The 22979-nt window shown below is 71.0% G+C and carries 24 protein-coding genes; 9 read left to right on the forward strand and 15 right to left on the reverse strand.

What is annotated here, in order from left to right:
* Positions 1-50 precede the first annotated feature (50 nt).
* From KUM40_RS19130 to KUM40_RS19155, 6 genes are all read right to left on the reverse strand, one after another.
* Positions 51-1787: a DoxX family membrane protein gene (locus KUM40_RS19130; RefSeq protein WP_217167213.1), complete on the reverse strand. Its 1737-nt coding sequence runs from the start codon at positions 1785-1787 to the stop codon at positions 51-53.
* A gap of 131 nt (positions 1788-1918) precedes the next feature.
* Positions 1919-2863: a 23S rRNA (guanosine(2251)-2'-O)-methyltransferase RlmB gene (gene rlmB / locus KUM40_RS19135; protein ID WP_217167214.1), complete on the reverse strand. Its 945-nt coding sequence runs from the start codon at positions 2861-2863 to the stop codon at positions 1919-1921.
* A gap of 168 nt (positions 2864-3031) precedes the next feature.
* A complete protein-coding gene (gene cysS / locus KUM40_RS19140) occupies positions 3032-4432 on the reverse strand; it encodes a cysteine--tRNA ligase (protein WP_217167215.1) in 1401 nt (466 codons plus the stop codon).
* Positions 4433-4712: 280 nt separating this feature from the next.
* Positions 4713-5252 carry a 2-C-methyl-D-erythritol 2,4-cyclodiphosphate synthase gene (gene ispF / locus KUM40_RS19145; RefSeq protein ID WP_217167216.1) on the reverse strand — a complete coding sequence of 180 codons (540 nt, stop codon included), beginning with the start codon at positions 5250-5252 and terminating at the stop codon, positions 4713-4715.
* On the reverse strand, positions 5242-6018 hold the full coding sequence (ispD, locus tag KUM40_RS19150) for a 2-C-methyl-D-erythritol 4-phosphate cytidylyltransferase (RefSeq protein WP_217167217.1): 777 nt from the start codon (positions 6016-6018) through the stop codon (positions 5242-5244). The genes ispF and ispD overlap by 11 nt, the downstream gene beginning before the upstream one ends.
* 306 nt (positions 6019-6324) lie before the next feature.
* A complete protein-coding gene (locus KUM40_RS19155; protein ID WP_003953493.1) occupies positions 6325-6807 on the reverse strand; it encodes a CarD family transcriptional regulator in 483 nt (160 codons plus the stop codon).
* Between the two features lie 691 nt (positions 6808-7498).
* Here KUM40_RS19155 and KUM40_RS19160 point away from each other — a divergent pair.
* Positions 7499-8302, forward strand: coding sequence for a copper chaperone PCu(A)C (locus KUM40_RS19160; RefSeq protein ID WP_217167218.1), 804 nt, complete (start codon positions 7499-7501; stop codon positions 8300-8302).
* A gap of 114 nt (positions 8303-8416) precedes the next feature.
* Here KUM40_RS19160 and KUM40_RS19165 read toward each other — a convergent pair whose 3' ends face one another.
* Positions 8417-9097 carry a response regulator transcription factor gene (locus KUM40_RS19165; RefSeq protein WP_217141006.1) on the reverse strand — a complete coding sequence of 227 codons (681 nt, stop codon included), beginning with the start codon at positions 9095-9097 and terminating at the stop codon, positions 8417-8419.
* The gene (locus KUM40_RS19170; RefSeq protein ID WP_217167219.1) at positions 9094-10365 is read right to left on the reverse strand and encodes a cell wall metabolism sensor histidine kinase WalK; all 1272 of its coding nucleotides are present in this window, start codon (positions 10363-10365) and stop codon (positions 9094-9096) included. The genes KUM40_RS19165 and KUM40_RS19170 overlap by 4 nt, the downstream gene beginning before the upstream one ends.
* A 213-nt stretch (positions 10366-10578) precedes the next feature.
* Here KUM40_RS19170 and phoU point away from each other — a divergent pair, with 213 nt between their 5' ends.
* From phoU to KUM40_RS19195, 5 genes are all read left to right on the forward strand, one after another.
* Positions 10579-11268 (forward strand): phosphate signaling complex protein PhoU, encoded by a 690-nt coding sequence (phoU, locus tag KUM40_RS19175; RefSeq protein ID WP_217167220.1) that lies wholly within the window; start codon positions 10579-10581, stop codon positions 11266-11268.
* Positions 11269-11403: 135 nt separating this feature from the next.
* Positions 11404-11559 (forward strand): hypothetical protein, encoded by a 156-nt coding sequence (locus KUM40_RS19180; protein WP_217167221.1) that lies wholly within the window; start codon positions 11404-11406, stop codon positions 11557-11559.
* Between the two features lie 284 nt (positions 11560-11843).
* Entirely contained in the window at positions 11844-12224 is a 381-nt protein-coding gene (locus KUM40_RS19185; protein ID WP_217167222.1) for an SCO4225 family membrane protein, read from the forward strand.
* Positions 12225-12282: 58 nt separating this feature from the next.
* Complete coding sequence (locus tag KUM40_RS19190) at positions 12283-13542, forward strand: lanthionine synthetase LanC family protein (RefSeq protein WP_217167223.1); 1260 nt, start codon at positions 12283-12285, stop codon at positions 13540-13542.
* A 95-nt stretch (positions 13543-13637) separates the two neighbouring features.
* Positions 13638-14507, forward strand: coding sequence for an AraC family transcriptional regulator (locus KUM40_RS19195; protein WP_217167224.1), 870 nt, complete (start codon positions 13638-13640; stop codon positions 14505-14507).
* A gap of 35 nt (positions 14508-14542) precedes the next feature.
* Here KUM40_RS19195 and KUM40_RS19200 read toward each other — a convergent pair whose 3' ends face one another.
* Together KUM40_RS19200 and KUM40_RS19205 are read right to left on the reverse strand one after the other, a co-directional pair.
* Positions 14543-16249, reverse strand: a complete 1707-nt coding sequence (locus tag KUM40_RS19200) for a serine/threonine-protein kinase (protein ID WP_217167225.1) — start codon at positions 16247-16249, stop codon at positions 14543-14545.
* A 162-nt stretch (positions 16250-16411) separates the two neighbouring features.
* Positions 16412-16792 carry a VOC family protein gene (locus KUM40_RS19205; protein WP_217167226.1) on the reverse strand — a complete coding sequence of 127 codons (381 nt, stop codon included), beginning with the start codon at positions 16790-16792 and terminating at the stop codon, positions 16412-16414.
* Between the two features lie 189 nt (positions 16793-16981).
* Here KUM40_RS19205 and KUM40_RS19210 point away from each other — a divergent pair, with 189 nt between their 5' ends.
* Positions 16982-17341 carry a signal peptidase I gene (locus KUM40_RS19210; RefSeq protein ID WP_217167227.1) on the forward strand — a complete coding sequence of 120 codons (360 nt, stop codon included), beginning with the start codon at positions 16982-16984 and terminating at the stop codon, positions 17339-17341.
* Between the two features lie 130 nt (positions 17342-17471).
* On the opposite strand, the gene KUM40_RS19215 is transcribed toward KUM40_RS19210, so the two are convergent.
* Entirely contained in the window at positions 17472-18893 is a 1422-nt protein-coding gene (locus tag KUM40_RS19215; protein ID WP_217167301.1) for a DHA2 family efflux MFS transporter permease subunit, read from the reverse strand.
* Between the two features lie 164 nt (positions 18894-19057).
* Between KUM40_RS19215 and KUM40_RS19220 the strand changes: the two genes are divergently transcribed.
* Positions 19058-19627 (forward strand): TetR/AcrR family transcriptional regulator, encoded by a 570-nt coding sequence (locus KUM40_RS19220; RefSeq protein WP_217167228.1) that lies wholly within the window; start codon positions 19058-19060, stop codon positions 19625-19627.
* 35 nt (positions 19628-19662) lie between these two features.
* A complete protein-coding gene (locus KUM40_RS19225; RefSeq protein WP_374227396.1) occupies positions 19663-20544 on the forward strand; it encodes a DUF6000 family protein in 882 nt (293 codons plus the stop codon).
* 89 nt (positions 20545-20633) lie between these two features.
* On the opposite strand, the gene KUM40_RS19230 is transcribed toward KUM40_RS19225, so the two are convergent.
* The 4 genes from KUM40_RS19230 to KUM40_RS19245 all read right to left on the reverse strand — a co-directional run bounded on the left by KUM40_RS19230 (position 20634) and on the right by KUM40_RS19245 (position 22709).
* Complete coding sequence (locus KUM40_RS19230; protein WP_217167229.1) at positions 20634-21035, reverse strand: DNA-binding protein; 402 nt, start codon at positions 21033-21035, stop codon at positions 20634-20636.
* Positions 21032-21280, reverse strand: a complete 249-nt coding sequence (locus KUM40_RS19235; RefSeq protein ID WP_217167230.1) for a type II toxin-antitoxin system CcdA family antitoxin — start codon at positions 21278-21280, stop codon at positions 21032-21034. The genes KUM40_RS19230 and KUM40_RS19235 overlap by 4 nt, the downstream gene beginning before the upstream one ends.
* A gap of 179 nt (positions 21281-21459) precedes the next feature.
* Positions 21460-21774, reverse strand: a complete 315-nt coding sequence (locus tag KUM40_RS19240; protein WP_217167231.1) for a hypothetical protein — start codon at positions 21772-21774, stop codon at positions 21460-21462.
* A 35-nt stretch (positions 21775-21809) separates the two neighbouring features.
* Entirely contained in the window at positions 21810-22709 is a 900-nt protein-coding gene (locus KUM40_RS19245) for a hypothetical protein (protein ID WP_308401187.1), read from the reverse strand.
* Positions 22710-22979 lie beyond the last annotated feature (270 nt).

Genomic DNA, 22979 nt, shown 5'->3' on the forward strand with positions numbered 1-22979 from the left:
CGGTTGCCACCGGGAGCGGGGCGCCGGGAGCGGGGCGCGGGCACGTCGGGCTACCCCAGGAGACCGCCGACGAGACGGCCGCCGGGCTCTCCGGTGGAGGAGGAGCCGTCGCCGTCACCGCTCCCGGTGGAGCCGCCGGTGGAGCCTCCTCCTCCGCCGCCGCCGGACGTCGTGCCGCCCGCGGTCGGTCCCGCCGTGGTGCTCGGCGCCCTGTCGGCCGGGGAGGACTGCCGGGGCGGGGCCTGGCCCGTGGTGCCCTGGGTCTGGCTGGGCGTACCGCCGCCGGTGACGGTGCCGCTGTCGCGGGTCGCCCCCGGGGTGGTCGCGGCGTCCTTGGACGGGGTGGCCGCGCCGCTGGTGGCGCCCTGGGTGGGGGAGGCGGAGGCCTCCGGGGACGAGGTCTTCGGCTTGCTGGTGCCGGGGTCCTGCGGGAGCGGGGAGCCGGGCAGTTCGTTGCGCGGGGACTCGCCGGGTCCGGGCACGACCACGCGGTCGGCGTCCCGGACGGCACCGCCGAGGACGGAGCCGATCAGGAGAGTCACACCGGCGACGAGGAAAGTGACGAGCGCGCCGCGGCGCAGGACGTAGCGGCGCAGGTCCCAGATGTCGGCGCGGGGGCCGAGCCGGCGCCAGGCCCCGCCCGCGAGTCTGCCGTCCACGGAGTAGACGGGGGCGCCGGCGATGATCAGCGGGGACCAGGCGGCGAGGTAGATGATGTCGGGCGCGTCGTAGACCGGGACGCTCTTCCAACTGACGGTGACCAGCAGCGCGGCGGACAGGCCGGCGCCGATGACGGCGGCCACGCGCTGCCAGCAGCCCAGCACGGTCAGGACGCCCACGAGGACCTGGAGGAAGGCGATGACGAGTCCGGCGCCGACGGGGTGGGCGAGGGCGAACTGACGCAGCGGTTCGGCTACGTCCCAGGGGTGCAGGGTGTTGAGCCACTTGACCATGGAGCCGCGTTCGCCGCCGTCGAAGTAGACGGGGTCGCAGAGCTTGCCCATGCCGGCGTAGACGGAGATGAAGCCGAGGAAGACGCGCAGCGGCAGCAGCACGACGCCGAGGTTCATGCGGCGGCCCGGGAAGTAGGCGTGCCGCGCGGTGTCGTCGGAGCGGCGCCTGCTGCGCGGCCCGCCCGGGTCCGGTTCGTCGCCGTAACCGTCGTGGCCCGCGTAGCCGTCGTGGCCGTCCGTACCGGACCCGAAGTCTTCGGTGCCGTAGGCGGGTTGACCGTAGCCGGGTTCGTCGTAGGCGCTGCCGACGGTGCGCATGGCGGGCAGCAGCCGGGTGCCGTCGGGGACGGGACCGCGCTGGGCGCCGACGAGCGGCGTCTCGAGCGTCTGGGTGGCGGGGCCGTCGTCGTAGTCCAGGGGGCCGCCGTCGAGGTCGACGCGGGGGATGACCTGCGTGGCCCCGGCGTCGGCGGAGAGGTCGGCGCCCGGGTCCTCGGCGTGGCGGCCGACTCCCGCCCGCACCGCCTGGAGCAGCCGGTGCGCGCCGGTGTCGTCCGGGTCGGACCGCCCGCTCCACACGACGGCGCGGCGGCGGCCGGCGGCCGGGGCGGCGGGCATCCGGGCGGTGTCCTGGGTGGCGCTCAGGTGCCGTTCGATCCGCGGGGACTGGGTCCGCCGCGCGGAGGCACCGAACTGCACGCGGAAACTCGCGTGGTTGACGATGACCTGGGCCGGATCGCTCGGCACCTTCACCATGCTCAGCGCGGGAGCGTCGTCGTATCCCGACGAGCGGTCCCCCGTGGGTGTGCGGGGTGTTCTGGTGTCCACACTCATCTAACCGAGTGATGTGTCGTTAGGACACTGCCTTGACCGCCCGGAACTGTCCGGACAGCGTCAAGCGGGTCCGGACCGCCCGGAACACCCCGTGTGGGGGACCGAGTCGCACACCCGTTCCCCCTTCGCCCTCACACCCGCCGACGCGCCGCCTCGTAGAGCACGATCCCCGCCGCCACACCGGCGTTGAGGGACTCCGCACCGCCCGGCATCGGGATACGGACCCGGTGGTCACAGGTCTCGCCGACGAGCCGGGACAGGCCCTTGCCCTCGCTGCCGACGACGATGACCACGGGACCGTCGAGGGCGTCCAGGTCGCCGAGTTCGGCCTCGCCGTCGGCGGCCAGGCCGACGACCGTGATGCCGGCCTTCTGGTACGACTCCAGCGCCCGGGTGAGGTTGGTGGCGCGCGCCACCGGCGTACGCGCGGCGGTACCGGCGGACGTCTTCCACGCGCCCGCCGTCATGCCGGCCGCGCGCCGCTCGGGCACGACGACGCCGTGGCCGCCGAAGGCGGAGACGGAGCGGACGACGGCACCGAGGTTGCGCGGGTCGGTCACGCCGTCGAGGGCGACGATAAGCGGGTCCGCGCCCTCGTCGTGGGCGGCGGCGACCAGGTCCTCGGGGTGCGCGTACTCGTACGGCGGGACCTGGAGCACGAGGCCCTGGTGGTTCAGCCCGTTGGTCATCCGGTCCAGCTCGGGGCGGGGGGCCTCCATGAGGTTGATCCCACCGCGCTCGGCGGCGAGCTGGAGGGCCTCGCGGACCCGCTCGTCGTTGTCGATGAACTGCTGGACGTAGAGCGTGGAGGCGGGCACGCCCTCGCGCAGCGCCTCGTAGACGGGGTTGCGGCCGACGACCAGCTCGGACGTCGACCGGCCACCGCCGCGCCGCTGCTGCGGGCGGCCGCCCGTGGCACGGCGCTCCTTCGCGTTGGCGGCGCGCTGCTTGGCGTGCCCCTTGCGCATCTCGGCGGGGGGCGTCGGCCCCTTGCCTTCCAGGCCCCGGCGTCGCTTGCCGCCGCTGCCGACCTGCGCGCCCTTCTTGCCGGACATGCGGCGGTTGTTCGCGGCCATGAGTTACCTGTCTCCGCTTCTCTGCGTCTCTCGGGGTGTGCGTGGTGCGTGCGTCTGGTTGCGTACGTCTTATGCAGTGTGCCGCCCGGAGGGCCGGGCGGCACAATCGATCTACGGAACCGGCCTGCGGAACCGGCCTGCGGAACCGGTCTTCGACGCCGGGCCGGGTCAGCGGGAGCCGAGGCTCCAGCGGGGCCCCTGCGGGCTGTCCTCGATGACCAGACCGGACTGCCCGAGCCGGTCGCGGATGGCGTCGGCGGTGGCCCAGTCCTTGCGGGCCCGCGCGGACTCCCGCTGGTCGAGGACAAGGCGTACGAGGCTGTCGACGACGTGCCGCAGATCCTCGCCCTGCTCCTGCTCCCCGGCCCAGTGCGGGGCCAGCGGGTCGAGCCCGAGCACCCCGAGCATGGCCCGCACCTCGGCGAGGCGGGCGACCGCGGCGTCCTTGTCGTCGGCGGCCAGCGCGCTGTTGCCCTGCCGGACGGTGGTGTGCACGACCGCGAGGGCCTGCGGCACGCCCAGGTCGTCGTCCATCGCCTCGGCGAAGGCGGGCGGCACCTCGGCGGCGGGCTCGACACTCCGTCCGGCCAGCTCGGTGACGCGCTGCACGAAGCCCTCGATCCGCGCGTACGCGGACTCGGCCTCGCGCAGGGACTCCTCGCTGTACTCGATGGTGGAGCGGTAGTGCGGGGTACCGAGGTAGTACCGCAGCACGACCGGCCGCCAGTGCTTGACCATCTCGCCGACGAGCACGCTGTTGCCGAGCGACTTCGACATCTTCTCGCCGCTCATGGTGACCCAGGCGTTGTGCACCCAGTACCGGGCGAACGCGTCGCCGAAGCCCTTGGCCTGGGCGATCTCGTTCTCGTGGTGCGGGAAGATCAGGTCGATCCCGCCCCCGTGGATGTCGAACTCGGTCCCCAGGTACTTGTGCGCCATCGCGGAGCACTCCAGGTGCCACCCCGGCCGCCCCCGCCCCCACGGCGTCTCCCAGCTCGGCTCTCCGGGCTTGGCCGCCTTCCACATGGCGAAGTCGCGCGGGTCCCGCTTGCCGGTCTCGCCTTCCCCGGAGGGCTGGCGCAGGTCGTCGAGGTCCTGGTTGGACAGCGACAGGTAGCCCGGCAGGGACCGTACGTCGAAGTAGACGTTGCCCTCGGCCTCGTAGGCGTGCCCGCGCTCGACGAGCCCGCGCATCATCTCGACCATCTCGGTGATGTGGCCCGTGGCGCGCGGCTCGTACGTCGGCGGCAGGCAGCCGAGGGCGTCGTAGGCATCGTTGAACGCCCGCTCGTTCTCGTACCCGATGGACCACCAGGGGCGGTTCTGCTCGGCCGCCTTCCTGATGATCTTGTCGTCGATGTCGGTGACATTGCGGATGAACGTGACGTCGTAGCCGCGGTACGCGAACCAGCGGCGCATGATGTCGAAGTTCAGCCCCGACCGGACGTGCCCGATGTGCGGGGCGGCCTGCACGGTGGCACCACACAGGTAGATCGAGACACAGCCCGGTACGAGGGGGGCGAAGTCACGAATCTGCCGGGTGCTGGTGTCGTACAGCCGAATAGTCACGAGGTCCAGGGTAATAGGCGCCGAGCACTGCCACGGGCACACGGCCCGCGTTGTTGCCGGACCGAGCCCGAGCGCGGACGAATGCGGGCCTCTCGCCCGACCGAGTCGGAACGCGGAGGGGGTCCCGCCTCTTGCCCGACCGAGTCGGGTGGTGGGTGGGCATAGGCCGGGGTCCAGGGGCGGGGCCCCTGGCGGGGCGCGGGGCGGAGCCCCGCACGGTACGCCGTACGCCGCGCACCCCTCACCCCCGGGTCACCCCCGGGTCACCCCCGGTCCGGCATCAATCCACCCGCACAACCAACGCCGTGGCCACCGCCATCAGCCCCTCCCCCCGCCCGGGGAACCCCAGCCCGTCCGTCGTCGCCCCCGACACGGACACCGGCGCCCCCACCGCCGCGGAAAGAACCCTCTGCGCCTCGTCCCGCCGCTTGCCGATCTTGGGCCGCTCCCCGACCACCTGCACCGCCACGTTCCCGATCCGGAACCCCGCCGCCCGCACGATCCGCGCCGCCTCCGCCAGCAGCGTCACCCCCGACGCCCCGGACCACTCCGGCCGCCCGGTGCCGAAGTGCTGCCCCAGGTCCCCGACCCCCGCAGCGGAGAACAGCGCGTTGCACGCCGCGTGGGCGACGACGTCCGCGTCGGAGTGCCCGGCGAGCCCGGCACCCTCGCCCTCCCACTTGAGCCCGGCGCACCACAGCTCGCGCCCGTCCTCGAAGGCGTGAATGTCCGTACCGATCCCGACCTGCGGCAGCAAAGGCAACCCGCCCGTCTCGGAACCCTCGGAACCTTCAGGACCGCCAGAACCCTCAGAACCCATCGTTCATCCTCCGTCGCGCCAGGACCGCCTCCGCGAGCACCATGTCGAGAGGGCGCGTCACCTTGAACGCCTCCTCGTGCCCCGGCACCACCACCACCGCGAGCCCGAGCTGCTCGACCATGCTCGCGTCGTCCGTGACGTTCTCGGTCACCGTCCCGTGGGCCCGCACCAGCGTCCCCCGGTCGAACCCCTGCGGCGTCTGCACCGCCCGCAGCCGTGCCCGTTCCGGCGTCGCCACCACCGGCTCCGGCTCGCCCGGCACCTCGGCGGGCTCGACCTGCTTGACCGTGTCGGCGAGCGGCACCGCCGGCACCACGGCGGGCGCGCCCTCCCGTACGGCGTCGATCACGGCGTCCACCGTGTCCACCGGCACCAGGGGCCGGGCCGCGTCGTGCACGAGGACGATCCCGTACTCGGGCGGCAGCGCGTCCAGACCGAGCCGTACGGACTCCTGCCGGGACTCGCCGCCGGGCACCACGAGGAAGTCCGTCCTCTCGGGCAGCGCGTGTGCGTCGAGGAGGCTCTTGACCTCGGCCGCGCCGTCGGGCGGGGCGACGACCACGACGAGGGAGACCCCGCGGGAGGCGGCCATCGCCCGGACCGCGTGGATGAGCATGGGCGTGCCGCCCAGCGCGCGGAGGGCCTTCGGAGCGCCCGGACCGAGCCGTACGCCCCGGCCGGCCGCCGGAATCACGGCGGCGGTCGGTGTGTTCGCACGGGTGTCGGGGGCCTGCCGGGTGGGCGAGGGACGCGATTCGTCAGACATCGGTTCCTGTCAGGTTTGTGTGCTCGACCTAGTTGGGTATGGCCTCACCGTGCCGGGCGCGACGCCTTGACCGGACCCTTCCGTGACCCTGGTCGAGCCAGCAGCCCGGGCCCGGCACGCCAGGACCCGGGGAAAGCCTCCCGGGATGAGCGTACGAGGATCATCGGCTTCCGGGCGTCCGGACGCGGGAAACCGAATCCGGGTACGAACATGCCGCAGCGCCCGGCGACAGCAGAGATGTCATCGGGCACCACGGCATTTCAGTGCGCTGAACCGAGTGGGTGACGGTCTGCGCCTCGCCTCAGGTCAGGAGGCGAGCACCTCGTCGAGCAGGGCCTCCGCCTTGTCCTCGTTGGTGTTCTCCGCGAGAGCCAGCTCGCTCACCAGGATCTGGCGGGCCTTGGCGAGCATGCGCTTCTCACCGGCGGAGAGTCCGCGCTCGCGCTCGCGGCGCCACAGATCGCGTACGACTTCCGCGACCTTGATGACGTCGCCGGAGGCGAGCTTTTCCAGGTTTGCCTTGTAACGACGCGACCAGTTCGTGGGCTCCTCGGCGTACGGCGCACGCAGCACCTCGAAGACCCGGTCCAGCCCGTCCTGACCGACCACATCACGCACGCCGACGAACTCCGCATTGTCCGCTGGCACACGTACCGTCAGGTCGCCCTGGGCGACCTTCAGCACCAAGTAGGTCTTGTCCACGCCTTTGATCTGGCGAGTTTCGATAGCCTCGATCAGCGCGGCCCCGTGATGGGGATAGACCACGGTGTCGCCAACCTTGAACGTCATGTGACAGGTACCCCTTCCGTGGCTATCCAGGGTAACACGGAAACGGCGTCTTCTGAATGGCGTTTTCGCAGGTCAGGGCATATCTCGGGGCTTGACAACAGCAACAGGAACGTGCTGCGCCGGGCGAGCGGAAGAAAGTATTCGCAGGTCGGAGCGGCTCTCCAGGCCGGGCGAAACGCGCACGTCACACACATCCGGAGCCCCCGCCACCCACCCGAAGATCCCCATATGTCCGGTTCCGCGTGTGCGACTTCCGCTACTCCGTTCGGTGGTCATGGCGGGGTTCCGGACGATTCCGGAATTGATCACGAGGCGCTCCGGGCCGGCCGACCGGTGATCAATTTCCGGGCGTCCCGCGCATTCCTTCACGGAAATTTCGCGTACCGATCCACGACCGGTATGGCGGAGCGCCGCATACCTGAAAGGCGGACGAGTTCGAGCCAGAAAACGACTCGGGAACGGGCCCGGAAGCGGCGCGCCGCGCCCCCCACCCGCACTCCCGCCCGCGCCCCGACCGCACCCCCGCCCGCGCCCCGGGCCTACCGCCTGGCGAGCGAAGCCGGGTGTCTTCGGGGAGGGTCGGGTGCGGCGGCCCGGGAACGGCTCGGTAGCCTGAGGTCGCTGACAGTCACTTAGGGCGGCTTTATCCGTTGCCGCCACCAACGCTCGAGTCCAAGGAGTTGCCGCCGCCGTGAGCAGCAGCCTTCGACGCGGTGCCCTCGCCGCCGCCGCCATCGCGTTCTCGATCGCCTCGCTCGCCGCGTGCGGTGCCGGTCACAACGCCCAGACGCTGGAGATCAAGCCGGACAACGCTGCGACGACCGTCGGTGACATCAAGATCCAGAACGCGGTCGTCATCACGCAGCCCGACCTGGAGTCGACCGGCCCGGCCGTGGTCTCCGCCACCCTGTTCAACAACGGCAGGACGGACCAGAAGCTCGAGTCCATCACCGTGTCCGGCACCGGCAAGTCCGCCGAACTGAAGCCCGCCAAGGGCGAGCAGGGCGACCTGACCGTCCCGGCCGGGGGCTCCCTGATCCTCGGCGGCAAGGACAACGCCGCCGCCGTCCTGCCCAGCAGCCGCGAGGCGATCCAGGACGGCAACGCGCAGAAGATCACCTTCACCTTCAGCGAGACCGGCGACGTGAGCCTGCGCGCCTTCGTCGTGCCCGCCGAGCGGTACTTCTCCGACTGGGGCCCGAGCGACGTCCCGGCGGCCCCGGGCGCGTCCTCGCAGCCCTCCGGGGAAGCCTCCGCGGAGAACTCCGGCGAGCCCACCGACGGCGAGAGCCCGGGCACCCCGGCCGACGGCGAGACGGCCGCCGGTACCGAGGGCACCGGTGAGCCCACCGGGGACGCGAACGAGACCGGAGCCGCCACGAACGGCACGGGTACGGGTACGGGCACCGAAACCGGGACCGGGACCGGTACCAGCACGGGTACCGGCACGGGCACGGGCACCGGCGACTCGCAGGAGACCGGTACCGGTCACTGAGACCGCCGTACGGCGAAGGGCGGGGCCTCCGGGAGAGGTCCCGCCCTTCGCCGTACGCGTACACGCCGGCTGGACGTCCGGCCGGGCGATCCGCCCGACCCGGCGCCGGCCGCTCTACGGCTCGAACTTGTACCCGAGCCCACGCACCGTCACCAGGTACCGCGGCGCGCCCGGGTCGGGCTCGATCTTGGCGCGCAGCCGCTTGACGTGGACGTCGAGGGTCTTGGTGTCACCGACGTAGTCGGCACCCCACACCCGATCGATGAGCTGCATGCGGGTCAGCACGCGGCCGGCGTTGCGCAGCAGCATCTCCAGCAGGTCGAACTCCTTGAGCGGCAGGTCGATCTTGGTGCCGCCGACGGTCACCACGTGCCGGTCGACGTCCATGCGGACGGGACCGGCCTCCAGGGCGGCGGGCGCGACCTCCTCCGGCTCGCCGCGGCGGCGCAGTACGGCACGGATGCGAGCGACCAGCTCGCGGGAGGAGAAGGGCTTGGTGACGTAGTCGTCGGCCCCTATCTCGAGACCGACAACCTTGTCGATCTCGCTGTCCTTGGCGGTCACCATGATCACGGGGACGTTCGAGCGGCCGCGCAGTTGGCGGCACACCTCGGTGCCCGGCAGGCCGGGCAGCATCAGGTCGAGGAGGACGAGGTCGGCGCCATTGCGCTCGAACTCGTCGAGTCCGTCGGGGCCTGTGGTCGCCACGGCGACCTCGAAGCCCTCCTTGCGGAGCATGTACGACAGGACGTCGGAGAAGGACTCCTCGTCCTCGACGACGAGCACACGGGTCACGGAAGGACCTCCGGGGCGGGAAGCGATTCGTACGGGGATGTCGGGGGGGATGAGAGGGACCGCTCGGTCTCGTCGCTGAGTCCGGCGCGGTCGGAACGCTGCTGGGCGCGGTCGCGGGCCCGGCCCGCCTCCGGCAGTCGCAGGGTGAAGGTGGAGCCCTGGCCTTCGGCGCTCCACACCGTGACCTCCCCGCCGTGCGAGGCGACCACGTGCTTGACGATCGCGAGACCCAGACCGGTGCCTCCGGTGGCCCTTGAGCGGGCCGGGTCGACGCGGTAGAAGCGCTCGAAGACGCGCTCCTTGTCCTTCTCCGAGATGCCGATGCCCTGATCGGTCACGGCGATCTCGACCAGGTCGCCGCCGGTGGCGGCGACGCGGCGGGCCGCTATGCCGACGCGGGTGCGGGCCGGAGAGTAGTTGACGGCGTTCTCGACGAGGTTGCCGAGGGCCGCGGCGAGCTGGCCGCGGTTGCCGCGTACGCGCAGATCCGCCGTTCCTCCGGCGGCCATGGTGATCTGCTTGGTGCCGGCCGCCTGCCGGCAGCGGTCGACGGCCTCGGCGACCAGTTCCTCCACCCGGACGGGCTCGGCGTCGTCGAGGGGGTCGTCGTTCTGGACCCGGGAGAGGTCGATGAGTTCCTGTACGAGGCTGGTGAGCCGGGTCGCCTCGATCTGCATGCGTCCGGCGAACCGTTCCACCGCCTCCTGATCGTCCGAGGCGTCCATGACGGCCTCGGAGAGCAGCGAGAGCGCCCCGACCGGCGTCTTCAGCTCGTGGCTCACATTGGCGACGAAGTCGCGGCGTACGGCCTCGATGCGCCGGGCCTCGGTGAGGTCCTCGACCAGCAGCAGCACCAGCCGTGACCCGAGGGGCGCGACGCGTGCGGAGACGGCGAGCGCCTCTCCGCGCCCCGTCCCCCGCCTGGGCAGATCCAGCTCGACCTGCCGTATCTCCCCGTCCCGCCGGGTGTCCCGGGCCATCTGCAGCATGGGTTCGACGGCGAGCTTGCCGCCCCGGACCAGGCCGAGGGCGTACGCCGCCGAGCTGGCCTTGACCACCGCGTCGGCCTCGTCGAGGACGACGGCGGAGGACCTGAGCACCGACAGGACGGTGTCCACGCCGGGCGGGAGCACCGGGTCGGTGTGCAGGGAGGTGCGGGTGGGGCGGTTCTGGTCGCGCTCGCTCCAGCGGAACGCCAGCATGGCGATGACGCCGGTGAGCACTCCGGCGATCGCAGCCGCTGCGGCGACCGCCGCGTTCACGTCCATGTCTCCAGGTTAGGCATGGCGAACGTCCCCGCCCCAGCCATCGGGGTGCGACCTCGAACACTCGTCGCCCAGAGTTCACCTTGGAGCCAGTGATGGTTCATTTGTGGTGCCGGAAACGGACGCGTACAGGCCGGAACGTGTAAGCGTGGGGGCACGGCGAGGGGCAGCGGGCCGCTGCGAGCCCCCGAAACGGACGTACGAGAGGGAATCCTGATGCGGGACGCGTACCACGAGGAACTTGATTCGATCGGTGACGGTCTGGTGGAGATGGCCCGGCTGGTCGGGTCGGCCATCGGACGCGCCACGACCGCGATCCTCGACTCCGACCTGAAGCTGGCCGAGGCCGTCATCGAGGCCGACCAGAAGGTCGACGACCTCCAGCACGAACTGGAGGCCCGGGCGATAACCCTGCTGGCCCGGCAGCAGCCGGTGGCGACCGACCTGCGCATCGTCGTCACGTCGCTGCGGATGTCCGCCGACCTGGAGCGCTCGGGCGACCTGGCCCAGCACGTGGCCAAGCTGGCCCGGCTGCGCTACCCGGAGCGGGCGGTGCCGCACGACCTGCACGCGACCATCCTGGAGATGGGCCAGCTCGCGCAGCGCCTGATGGCGAAGGCCGCCGAAGTGATCATCACCAAGGACGTCGACCTGGCCCTCCAGCTCGAGCAGGACGACGACGCGATGGACCTCCTGCACCGCGGCCTCTTCCAGCACCTGATGGACGACCGCTGGAAGCACGGCATCGAGACGGCGGTCGACGTGACCCTGCTGGGCCGCTACTACGAGCGCTGCGCCGACCACGCCGTCGCGGTCGCCAAGCGGGTCGTCTACCTGGTCACCGGCGAGCACGCGGACGACCTCCAGGCGGACATCCAGCCGGCGACGCAGGTCGAGGGCGCCTGACCCCGCTCGCGCGGGGGCGGACCGGCGGCGCGCGTTCGCTCCAGTGCGCCGTTGATGCGACGGCCACTCGGGGCGTGCAATGGATCCGAAGACTCAGAGCCCCGGAGACCCAGGCACCAGCTTCCAGGAGGAACCATGGCCGATTCCCCCAGCACGAAGCCCGACCCCGCGCAGGAACGTCCCACCGAGCAGCCCACCGACATCCGCGAGCTGCCGCTGATCGCCGCGTGCGGCTGCGGCTCGGGCTGCGGCTGCGGCTGCCAGTCGGGCAACCCCTGCCAGTGCGGCTGACGCGGTAGCGGCACCACGCCGGTGCTAGGCGGCACCAGGCGGTACTAGGCGGTACTAGGCGGCTCTACGGCGGTACCGCGGCAGTACTACGGCGGCCGGGCCGACCCCGGTCGCCGCAGTACCGCACGCCCACACGCCCGTACGCCCGTACGCCCTCGCACAGGTGTCGCGTAGGTGTCGCGTCGTCCCACTTGAGTACGGGTACTCAGGCCCCGAGCCCGCGCCCGTCCGACCCTGGAGACAGGAAGCCGGACCAAGCCGACGCACGGGGAGCCCGAGAGCCGATGAAGACCACCAGCCCGATACGCACCCTGACCCGCCTGACCCGCCTGGCCGTCGCCAACCGCGTCTCGGCGGTCTACCTGACCCTGGTCGGCGGCGCGATGGCGATCGCCGCGGCGGCACCCCTCTTCGCGACCGGCCCCGACGCGTCCCTCATCTGGGTCTGGCCGGCCCTGTTCACCTTCCCGGCCTTCGGCTTCGTGGCCTGGCTCGGCGAGGCGGGCTGGGCCGGCGACACCCCGACGTGGTTCCTCATCGGCGGCATCGTGCTCTCGGCGCTGGTCCAGTCGCTGGCCCTGGGCGCGGTGTGGCGGACCCTGCGCGGACGCCGGGGCAGCCGGGGCAGCCGGGGCAGCCGCGGGCACCTGACGCCGGCGAACTGATCCCGCGGCCTGCGAGGACCCCTGGGCCGGACCGGACACGGATGCGAGAGTGTCCCCCATGACGGCACCAGAAGCCACGGTCGTGGCGGTCGACGAGGTCGACGACATCGCGGTGGACGCCCTGCGGTGGCTGACGGGGACGGCGAGGGAGACCCCGGACGGCGGCCTCGCCTGGCCGACCAGGCCCTCGGACGACGCCGTCGAACCGATGCTCTACGACGGCACGGCCGGCACCATCCCCGTACTCCTGGAAGCGTGGCGGCACTTCGGGGACGACGCGTACGCCGACACCGCCCTGCGGGCGGCCCGCGGCCTCGCCGCCCGCGTCGACGACCTGGACGACGACTCCCTGTACTTCGGCCGCACGGGGCTGGCCCTGGTCCTGCGGACGGTCCACGCCGAACTGGGCGACACGGCTGCGGGCGAGGCCGCGGACCGCGCCCTGCGGCTCGTCCGGTCCCGCTTCGACGGCGCCCGCTGGGGCACACTCTTCGAGCTGATGGGCGGCAACGCGGGCATCGGCCTGGGCGCACTCCTGGCCGGCGACCCCGACCTGGCCGTCCTCGCCGTGGAGCCGTACCTGCGTACGGCGGAGCAGACCGCGAACGGCGTCCACTGGCCGCACCGTCCAGACACCGACTCCCGCCTGCACCACGTCTCGCACGGCACCCTCGGCATCGCCCTGGCCCTCGCCCGCGTCGGTGGAGCCACCGGCCGCACAGACCTGCTCGACCTGGCGCTGTCCGCCACGGCGGACGTCGTGGCCCGGGACGAAGCAGGCCCCCACGGCTTCCTGGCCCCCCACTCCACCCCGCAGTTCCTCCCCGACCGGATCGCCCCCGTCGCCTACGGCTGGTGCCACGGCCCGGCCGGCGACGCCCAGCTCTTCCGCACGCTGCGGGACGTCACGTCCGACCCCGCCTGGACCGCCCTGGCCAACCGCTGCTGGCACACGGTCACCCACTCCGGCATCCCCCAGCGGCTGCGCCCCGGCTTCTGGGACAACAACGGCCGCTGCTGCGGCACCGCGGGCGTCCTGGCCCTGGCCTGCGACCGGATCGCCGAGCAGCAGGACGCGTTCGGCTTTGCCGACGTCCTGGTCACGGACCTCGTCACCCGCGCGACCCGGGACACCGACGGCGCCCGCTGGTCCAACGTCGAACTCGGGCCGCCGCCACGCGACCTCGAACCGCAGACCGGCTGGGCGATGGGCAACGCGGGCATCGTCCGCGAGCTGCTCCGCTACGTGCGCCTGGCCCGCGGGGGCAGCCCGGGCTACGCCTTCACCTGGCCGGACCACGCCCCCGTATCCGCCTGACCCCACCGGACCGGACCCAACCGGACCGGACCGGCGCGATCGGGTGCGGCAGGGGCACCCCCTGCCACGGTGGATGCCGAAGGGAGGTCCGTCTCATGATCTCGGCACTGAACGAGCTGGTCGGCCTGGTCGAGGAACACCTCGGCGAGGAACCGGACGTACCCGCACTGGCCGCGACGCTCGGCACGACCGAGTACCACCTGCGCCGGATGTTCTCGTCGCTGGCGGGCATGCCGCTGTCGGAGTACGTCCGCCGGCGCCGCATGACCGTGGCGGCCGCCGACGTCGTACGGGGCGAGGACGACCTGCTGAGCATCGCCGTGCGGCACGGGTACGGCTCCACGGAGGCGTTCGGACGTGCGTTCCGGACGGTCCACGGCGCCGCCCCGCGTGACGTACGCCGAGACGGCGGCCCCCTTCAGACACAGCCGCAGCTCAGGTTCCGCCTGACCGTCGAAGGGAGCACCCCCATGGACACCCGTTTCGCCGACCGCCCCGCGTTCCGCCTGATCGGACACGCGACCCGCGTCCCGCTGATCTACGAGGGCGTCAACCCGCACATCCAGGAGCACATCGCCGCGCTGCCCCCGCAGGAGCACGTCCGCCTGAAGTCCCTCGGCGACACCGACCCGGCGGGCCTGCTCCAGGTCACCGACGACCTCGCCCAGGACAGTCCGGAGGGCACCGAACTGACCTACCTGCACGGCGTAGCCGTCTCCCGGGACACCCCGGCGCCCGACGATCTCGACGCCATCGAGGTACCGCCCGGCACCTGGGCGGTCTTCCGCAGCTCGGGCCGCTACCCGGACGCCCTCCAGACCACCTGGGCGGCCACCGCGTCCGAGTGGTTCCCCTCCAACCCGTGGCGCCTGCGCCCGGGCCCGTCGATCGTCGCGATCCTCGACCGCGCGGAGGACTTCACGACGGCGACGAGCGAGCTGTGGCTGCCGGTGGAACCGGCCTGAGCCGACCCGAGCTGACCCGAGCCGGCCGCTTGCCGTCAGTTGTCCACCGGGGGGCGCTTCCACGCGCTGACGTACCCCTTGAAGGTCGGCAGTCCCGTGCTCCCCTCCCCCGGCACGATGCCGGTGATCTCCGCTTCCGCCACGCTGTCGTTGCTGGTGATGGCGCACAGGATGGTGCCGACCTTGACCTGCCGGCCCAGGCGCAGTTCGGCGGCGGGCAGCGGATGGGACAGTACGGCCGTCTGCTGCTCTTCCGTGCAGACGGTCTTCCGTTCCCCGACGACGACCAGGATGCTGCCGAGCCAGCCGTCGGAGTTGTAGACGAGTTCCGCCGGTCCCGGCAGGGCTCCGCGCTCCATGTACGTGGCCCGGGGGACGTCGAGGTCCAGGTGGTTGGCCTGGTCGTCCCGGGAGGGCGGGGCGAAGGTGAAGGGCTTGTTGGCGAACAGCAGTTGGTAGCCCTCAGGCGCGTAGGGCACCTGGCGCTCGCCGCCGACACCACCGCTCGTGGACGGCTCCGGCGACACCACCCCGGTCCCGGTCCCGGTCCCTGTCCCGTCGTTCCTCCCCTGCCATACGACCGTGGCGGTGACACCCACGGCCACGGCCGCGAGGGCACCGACCCCGGCGGTCAGCACCCGTCGGCGCCCCCGCCCGGGCAGCGACGGACGGGGACTGGGACGGGGACGGACGAGCACCGTGGGCATGTGAGGCGGCGGCCCGAACCCGGCGGCTGGTGCGGCGGCCGGTACGGCGCCCGGCATCGGCGGCGTCGCCGACGAAGGGCCGGGGCCGGGGTCGGGATCGGGATCGGCCGCACTCCTGGTGGCGGCGGTCACCGCCTCCTCCATATCGGCCACAACGGCGGCGACCGGCCCCGGCAACCACCCGTCGAGGTCGGCCAGGGAACGTCCGGCCGCCTCCTCGCACAGAGCCGCCAGAGCGGCCGCGTCGGGCCGTTCCTCCGGCTCCGCGGCGAGAGCCGCCCGCAGGATGTGCCGCAGGGGCGCGGGACAGTCGTCGAGCGCGGGCGGGTGGCTGTCCGTACCGGCGATCAGCGCGGCGACGGCCACGTCACCGGCGTCGCCGTAGGGATGCCGCCCGGTCGCCGCGACCGCGGCCAGCAGGCCGAGGGAGAACACGTCGCTGGGCGGTCCGGGGCGCGTCCCGCGCGCGTGCTCCGGCGACATGTAGCGGAGCGTTCCCACGAGGCCGCCGGCGGTGGTGAGCCGGGTGGATCCGACCGAGCGCGCGATGCCGAAGTCGATCAGCCAGGGGCCCTCCGCGCCGAGGAGGACGTTGCTGGGCTTGACGTCCCGGTGCACGTACCCGGCGGTGTGCACGGCGTGCAGGGCCCGTGCCACGCACCCCGTCATCTGGAGGGCGGCCGCCATCGGGAGCGGACCGTACGCATCGAGCACGGCGGAGAGAGCCGGGCCCGGCTGGTACGCGGTCGCGATCCACGGCTGCTCGGCATCGGTGTCGAAGTCGACGACGGGGACCAGGTGATACCCGGCGACCTTCCGGGCCGCCCGGGCCTCCTGCGCGAACCGGAGACGGTACTGCGGGTCCTCGGCGTACTCGCGGCGGATGACCTTGAGCGCGACCGGCCGGTTCCCCCGCGTGCGCGACAGGTAGACCGTGCCCATGCCGCCCTCGCCGATGCGGGCGTGCACGGGGTAGCCGCTGATCTCCCGGGGATCGCCGGGCCTGAGCCCTTGGAGTCCCCCCGTACCCCCCATACCCCCGCTACCACCGGTCGACCGCATGCCGTCCCCCTGAACGCCGTGACCACGAAGTGGGCCACAACGTAGCAAGCGCCCCCGCAGGCCACCTGAGTACGAGAACTCATGCCGCCCGAGGGGACGCCGGTTTGATCAGAGCGGATCGATCAGGCGAGTCGATCAGAGCGGGTTGAGCCGGGCCTTGAGCAGGCAGAACTCGTTTCCTTCGGGATCGGCGAGGACATGCCACTGCTCCTCGCCGGTCTGGCCGATGTCGGCCCGGCGCGCCCCGAGCTTCAGGAGGCGCTCGAGCTCGGCGTCCTGATCGCGGTCGGTGGCGTTGAGATCGATGTGCAGCCGGGACTTGCCGGGCTCCGGCTCGTCCCTGCGGCTGAGGATGATCGTCGGCTGCTTCCCGCCGAACCCGTCGCGCGCCCCGATCTCGAAGTACTCGTTCCCCTCCTGATCGAGCACCACGAAGTCCAGCACCTCGCACCAGAACCGCGCCAGCACCTCGGGGTCGCGGCAACCGAGCACCAGCTCACCGATACGACATGCCATGGACGAAACCTGCTCTCATCTTGGGAAGCGGGAAGCGGGAACTACGGGTGCGGCCGCACGCGGGGCTCTCGAACTCCCCACGCCGGGAACGCGCTGGCGACCGTACCTGGCAAGGCGTGCAGGTGCGAAGGGTTTTCGCCGGACACGCACACACACGGCCCCCAGCTTCGGCTGCTAGCTTCCGGAGCCATGACGGACAGCGTGTACGTGGGCAACGCGGGCAAGGACGCGGCACTGGACCGAGGGTGGCTGCTGGGGCACTTCAAGGACGCCTCCGACCCTCGGCACAGCGAGGCGGTGGAGATCAAATGGGGTGTCCATCCGCAGGGGGACGAGCGCACGCACTGGGTCACCGGTGAAGAACGCACTGCCCTCCAGGTCCTCATCAGCGGTCGCTTCCGGGTGGAACTGCCCGGCCGCAGCGTCGTACTGGCCCAACAGGGCGACTACGTCGTGTGGGGCAGAGGTGTCGACCACTCGTGGTACGCGGAGGAGGAGTCCGTGGTCCTGACGGTGCGGTGGCCGTCGCTGCCCGGGTACGCCGATTAGGTGTGGTGTCTCGGGAGGTTGCGACGTGTGCGGTCGGAAGCCCGCTGTCCACGCGCACGCTACAGAGTCGGCGACGCCCTTCCGACGTGAGCGGGGCGTTGGGACTCATGAGGTGCCGACACGGCCATGCTCACTGTGCGGACGAATCCGTCGTCCTGTCGGTCCCCCTTGCCTTGCCGTCGGCGGGGGCCGTCGGCTCGGGGAGGCCGGGAAGGAGCAGGCAGAGCGGGACAGCGGCGGCGGTGAGGGCCACGCACCACCAGAACGCGTGGTCGAAGCCGCCTGCCAGAGCGCCGGGGGTGTGGGCGTCGCCGATGTTCTGCTGGAGGACGACGACGAGGACGGCGACGCCCACCGCGCCGCCGATCTGCTGGGCGACGCGGGTGATGATGCTGGCGTCAGGGATCTCCTGGTGCTCCAGCCCTACGAAGGCGGCGCCCATGGGCGCGATCATGGCAGCGCCCAGGGCGATGCCGCGGATGAACAGCGCGGCCATGAACAGGACTTCGTTGGTCTCGGCGGTGACGAAGGCGAACGGCACGGTGGATGCGGCGACGAACGCGAAGGCCACGAGCGCCACCACGCGGGGGCCGACGCTGTCCATGTACTTGCCCGCCAGGCCGCGGGCGACGAGGGCGCCGACTCCCTGGGGGATGAGCAGCAGTCCGGCGTCAAGGGGGGGCGCGCCGCGGACCTGCTGGAAGTACAGGGGCAGCAGCGTCATCGACCCGAACAGAGAGATGCCGCCCAGGAAGAGCAGGGTGGAGGACGAGGCCACCGAGCGGTGTCGGAACATCCGCACGTCGACCAGTGAGCCGGTGTCCAGGGCGAGAGCCCGGGCGATGAAGCCCCCGACCAGAACGAGCCCGGCAAGCAGCGGAACGAGGACCCGGGCGCCGGCGAAGTCCGTGCTGCCGTCGACCTGGGAGAGGCCGTAGAGGAGGGCCGCGGAACCCGGGCACAGCAGGAGCAGGCCGACCACGTCCAGGCGGGTGCGGGGGCTGTCGGGTGCGGGCCGGTCGTCGAGCAGGGTGCGCCGGGCGAGCCACATCCCGACGACGCAGAAGGGGATGTTGACGAAGAACAGCCATCGCCAGTCGGCCAGGTGAAGGATGAGACCGCCCAGAACCGGGCCGAGGATCGGGCCGAGCGCCGTGGGCACGGTGATGACGGCCATGACCTTGCCGATGTTGCGGCCCTTGGCCGCCTGCATGAGCAGGGTGTACATCAGCGGCATCATGACGCCGCCCGCGAGGCCCTGCACGAGACGGAAGACGACGAGGCTCGTCACGCTCCAGGCCAGTGCGCTCAGGAGCGAACCGACCAGGAACGCACCCAGGGCCACGATCCACAGGCGCCGGCCGCCGATCCGCGACTGAGCCCATCCGGCGAGCGGGATGGTGACGAAGACGGCCAGCATGTAGCCGGTACTGACCCACTGGATCGTGGAGAGCGGGGCGTCGAAGTCTTTGGCCAGCCCGTTCAGGGCGACGCTGACGATGGTGGTGTCGAAGACGACCCCGAGGGCGCCGACGATGAGGGTGATCGCCATCCGCACCACGGCGGGGTCTACACGGCCGGTGTCGGTGGGGGCGGGGGCGAGCCTGTGGGAAGTGCTCACGGTCAGCACCTTAAGATAGAAGAATCTTCCTTATCCTCCTCAAGGTAAGCCGATACCGTAAGAAAGACAACTCTATCTACAGTGGAGAACGAACGATGACTCAGCGACGCCGCGGTGCAGCACTGGAGAAGGCACTCCTCGACGCGGCCTGGGAAGAGCTAGTCGACAACGGCTACGCCAGATTCACCATGGACGCCGTCGTCAAGCGCGCGGGCACCAGCCCCCCGGTGCTCTACCGGCGCTGGTCCGACCGTGAAGAACTCATCCGGGCAACCATCGTCCACATCCTGACGAAGTCCCGCCCCACCGTTCCCGACACGGGAAGCCTGCGGGAGGACGTCCTCACCCTCATGCGGGAAATCGGCTCCGCTCATGTGCCGCTGGTCACCGTGATGTACGCGCACCTGGCCGGCTACCACCGGGAAACCGGAAGAGACCCCAGCGGCCTGTTCGATCCCGTGGCGACAGGCCGCAAGGCAGCGCTCGACTCGCTCTTCGACCGCGCCGTCGACCGCGGCGAGATCAGGCCCGAGCTCCTCACCGAGCGCATCAAGACCCTCCCCTTCGTCCTCCTGCGCCACGAGATCCTCTCGACCTTCGCCCCGGTGCCCGACGACGTCATCGAGGAGATCGTCGACACGATCTTCCTCCCACTGGTGCGTTGACCCCGCGGCAGCTCACCAGTAGCGAGAGCGCAGCCGTGAACTTCTCCGAGCTGGTGAACAAGAACAAGCAGACCCATGCCCGGCTCCAGGAACCGCCGAGACTGCTCCTGCACCGCAGAGAGGTCTACTCCGACCCCAAGCTGCTGGCCGCACTGACCAGGGATCACCGCGAAGACCGCGCCCCCGGCACCGGACGGCCACTGGGAAGTCCGGGGAAGTCTGCTTCTCGGACGTCGCTGGTCCGACGGCTTCGTCCATACGAGGATGCTGCCATGTGTGACACCGAAGAAGAGGACGAGCGGCTCAAGTTGATCCGCCGATACGTCACGCCCGACCGGCGGTACCTCAAGGTCGGTGGCCCACTTCTCGGTATGAGCGGGCGCGCCCGCGCCAAGTTCCTGCGGAAGCTGGGCAAGGCTGCCGGTGAGATCAGTCCTGGTGAACTGGGCATGCTGCTCGACCGAGGATGGCGCGAGCGCAAGACGGCAGCCTGGCTCATCGCCGTTGCCGGCCGGACCGAGTACCGGGAACGTCTTGGCGAACTCTTGCTCGCCAGCGAAGGGCCCTACGCGGGGCAGGCGTACTGCGTCGCTCTGGCCACCTTCGGCACCCCTGCCGACGCCGATCCCTTGATCGCTTACCTTGACCGGTACCTACCTCGCCCGGACCTCTACTACGACCAGCCGGCCGCCCTCGGCGCGCTCTTGTTGCTCGACGCCAGACTCGGTGCTGATCACGCCGCGCGATTCCTCGCCCCGAACGGACTCTGGCAGCACTGGGTCGACGGGCCGCCCGGCAAGGAGCGCGACGCCCCCGACAGCTACCACGAGTTCATTGGCCAACTCTGCTCTCTGGCTACTGACAGTGCCAAGTACTGCCCGACACGCATGCACGGTGTGATACCTCGCCGTGAGTAGCCACCACCACACCATGCCGGCGGATGGGACACGGGTGGCGGCAGTACAACAGAACCTGCCAGGGTGCATGCTCCGGGTGGGCTGGTGGGTCAGAGAGAGATGATGCGGACCTGGTTGCCGCAGAGCTTGGTCATGTCGTCGCTGTCGGACGTCAGCAGGGCGACGGGTTTCGGCTGGCGGAGCGCGACCTCGGCGACCGTGGCGTCGATGGCGTACTTGTGCCCGTGCAGCCCGGCTCCTTTGAGGAGTTCCGCTGCCGCTTTGGCTGCCTGCTCGGTGACCGGTTCTACCTTGATACGGGACAGGGCCCAGTTCAGGCGGGGGATGTTGGCACGGGCATGGCTGACTTCCACGATGGTGTTCGCCCCGATCACCAGGTCGGCTCCCATGTCGTGGAAGACCTGCAACATCGCGAGGAGCTTGCGGTCCTGCGTGATCCAGGAGGAGAGCCCTTCCGAGGCCAGAACGACGGTTTCGACGCGCTCGCTCACGCGGCGTCCGCGTCCTTGGCGGAGCCGGTAGTGCCGAAAATCTTCGCGTGGGCCTCGGCGAGTTCCTCGTCGCTGAAGTTTCCGTGCTCTTCCTCGTGCCGACGGAGGTCGTCACCCAGAAGCTGGTGCCGGATCTGGCGGGCCACAGCTTCCGCCACGTAGCCGGAGACGTTGTCCGTGAGCTTGCGGAGCTCCGCCACCTGATCGCTGGGGAGCGTGACGGTGATGCGAGTCGTTGAGGACATACAGCAAGCATACTTGAGTATGCTTGCACGGGCTTGCGTATTGCCGCCGATCGCCACTCTCCGTGACGCCGACCTCGCAATGTGGTCCCGCTTCGGTCTCGACGAGCGGTGCGAACCTGTAGGAACCGCCCTGTCGAGCAATCCCGGACGGCCCAGGGGCGCCGCTTCGGGGCGGGTGATCAGCCGGGCACATGCCATTCATCGAGGCGGATCTTCACCTGACGGTTGTGGTCCGCGTGCCAGATCACCTCACCGGCGACGGTGGCGCCCAAAGCAGGCAGCTCCATGTGGTGAGGCATGGCGGTGACCTCAGCAAGGCCGACTGCGTTCGGCACGCCGTCGAGGAGGAGGAAGACGCCGAACGGCTGTCGGCCGATGACCCGTCCGCCGACATGAGATCCAAGGGGCAGGGCGGAGACTGTTACGGGCCAGCTCCGGTCCATGACATCCGAGGCCGGCACCAGGGAGCGCTCCGGCCAACTGAACTCAGGCATTGGCCAACTATGTTCCGGACCGTGGCCGTTGTCGCTCAGCCTGCCTGTGCCTCGTCCGCCAGTGCGGCGAGGTCGATGGTTTCTTCGGACGGTGGCGCCTCGACGGTCACCGGCTGGTTGACGTCGAGGAATGTGATGGTCATGTCGAGGGGATCGCCGTCGATGAGCTCGAGCGGCTTGCCCTCGGTGCCGCCCCGTGTCGCGTACGTATCGGCCCGCATGCGGAACCGCTTGGTGTGGTTGTCGGCGCCGATCCACAGATCCATGGTGAGCGTGCCTTCGACACGCAGAGCCGTGAACTGGCCAAGACTGTCGTTCTGGCGCTCGCGAGCCGCCTTGTCGGTAGCAGCGGCGCGGACGGCGCGTATGCCCTTACTGGTGATCGTTCCTCTGTAGTGAGTGGTCCGGGTGCTGTCGATCGTCTCCGTCCCGACCTTCCGCACGTCCTTGGAGGCCGTCAGCATCGCCGACTGCACGGCCGGGCTGCCTTCGAGCTGACGTGGCAGCAATCCGTAGGAATTGTTGTCCACCGCGTCACGGCCCCACACGGCCGGCGCGGCGCTGAACCAGCTCGCGCCCTTCAACATCTCGGAGTTGACGGCATCCCCCCGGACGTACATCACCTCGTCGACGAACCGGACTTCCAGCCGGCTGTCTTCACCCTGGTCGGTCACGTTCATCTTCATACTCATGGTCAGGGGCGCCGTGCTCATGGACGCCTCGGCCGTCACCCTGCCCTGCTCCGGCACGGTGCCGGTTACCCGGTAATGAAGCGACGTGATGCCCTCGGAGCCCGTCGCCGCCTTCGCCACGGCCGTTGCGGGCGGCACCCCGGGCGAACCCTCATTCACGGACGCGGAGTCGCTCGCCGCCTCCTCTCCGCAGGCAACCGCTCCTCCAGTGAGCAGCACGACGGCGAACGCCGCGCTCGTCACCCTGCGCGATATCCGACCATGCGATGGATTCCTCACAATTCCCCCCTGGGAAGCAGATCGGCTGACCCGAGCCACGCTGTGAGCGTATCCCGGTACGCGTCCTGTGATCTGCGGCGCTCTGTGAGTCAACCTGGAGGGATGGGATGGTCAGGGGCAGTGTGGCCGTGCGCCTGGCGGTCGACGTTGGCCGTCATGGTTGGCCACTGTCGCGTGACCTCGGGCAGCCCAGAGACGGCCCATCCGGGACCTCGGGCTTCGCCATCTCGCGTT

Source organism: Streptomyces sp. AC512_CC834, from assembly GCF_019049325.1.
Classification (GTDB): Bacteria; Actinomycetota; Actinomycetes; order Streptomycetales; family Streptomycetaceae; genus Streptomyces.

Excerpts from the sequence above, each read along its gene's own strand:
- KUM40_RS19130 (WP_217167213.1), bottom strand. The coding sequence starts at position 1,787 with ATGAGTGTGGACACCAGAACACCCCGCACACCCACGGGGGACCGCTCG.
- rlmB (WP_217167214.1), bottom strand. The coding sequence starts at position 2,863 with ATGGCCGCGAACAACCGCCGCATGTCCGGCAAGAAGGGCGCGCAGGTC.
- ispF (WP_217167216.1), bottom strand. The coding sequence starts at position 5,252 with ATGGGTTCTGAGGGTTCTGGCGGTCCTGAAGGTTCCGAGGGTTCCGAG.
- ispD (WP_217167217.1), bottom strand. The coding sequence starts at position 6,018 with ATGTCTGACGAATCGCGTCCCTCGCCCACCCGGCAGGCCCCCGACACC.
- KUM40_RS19155 (WP_003953493.1), bottom strand. The coding sequence starts at position 6,807 with ATGACGTTCAAGGTTGGCGACACCGTGGTCTATCCCCATCACGGGGCC.
- KUM40_RS19170 (WP_217167219.1), bottom strand. The coding sequence starts at position 10,365 with ATGGACGTGAACGCGGCGGTCGCCGCAGCGGCTGCGATCGCCGGAGTG.
- phoU (WP_217167220.1), top strand. The coding sequence starts at position 10,579 with ATGCGGGACGCGTACCACGAGGAACTTGATTCGATCGGTGACGGTCTG.
- KUM40_RS19180 (WP_217167221.1), top strand. The coding sequence starts at position 11,404 with ATGGCCGATTCCCCCAGCACGAAGCCCGACCCCGCGCAGGAACGTCCC.
- KUM40_RS19185 (WP_217167222.1), top strand. The coding sequence starts at position 11,844 with ATGAAGACCACCAGCCCGATACGCACCCTGACCCGCCTGACCCGCCTG.
- KUM40_RS19190 (WP_217167223.1), top strand. The coding sequence starts at position 12,283 with ATGACGGCACCAGAAGCCACGGTCGTGGCGGTCGACGAGGTCGACGAC.
- KUM40_RS19195 (WP_217167224.1), top strand. The coding sequence starts at position 13,638 with ATGATCTCGGCACTGAACGAGCTGGTCGGCCTGGTCGAGGAACACCTC.
- KUM40_RS19200 (WP_217167225.1), bottom strand. The coding sequence starts at position 16,249 with ATGGGGGGTACGGGGGGACTCCAAGGGCTCAGGCCCGGCGATCCCCGG.
- KUM40_RS19205 (WP_217167226.1), bottom strand. The coding sequence starts at position 16,792 with ATGGCATGTCGTATCGGTGAGCTGGTGCTCGGTTGCCGCGACCCCGAG.
- KUM40_RS19210 (WP_217167227.1), top strand. The coding sequence starts at position 16,982 with ATGACGGACAGCGTGTACGTGGGCAACGCGGGCAAGGACGCGGCACTG.
- KUM40_RS19215 (WP_217167301.1), bottom strand. The coding sequence starts at position 18,893 with ATGGCGATCACCCTCATCGTCGGCGCCCTCGGGGTCGTCTTCGACACC.
- KUM40_RS19220 (WP_217167228.1), top strand. The coding sequence starts at position 19,058 with ATGACTCAGCGACGCCGCGGTGCAGCACTGGAGAAGGCACTCCTCGAC.
- KUM40_RS19235 (WP_217167230.1), bottom strand. The coding sequence starts at position 21,280 with ATGTCCTCAACGACTCGCATCACCGTCACGCTCCCCAGCGATCAGGTG.
- KUM40_RS19240 (WP_217167231.1), bottom strand. The coding sequence starts at position 21,774 with ATGCCTGAGTTCAGTTGGCCGGAGCGCTCCCTGGTGCCGGCCTCGGAT.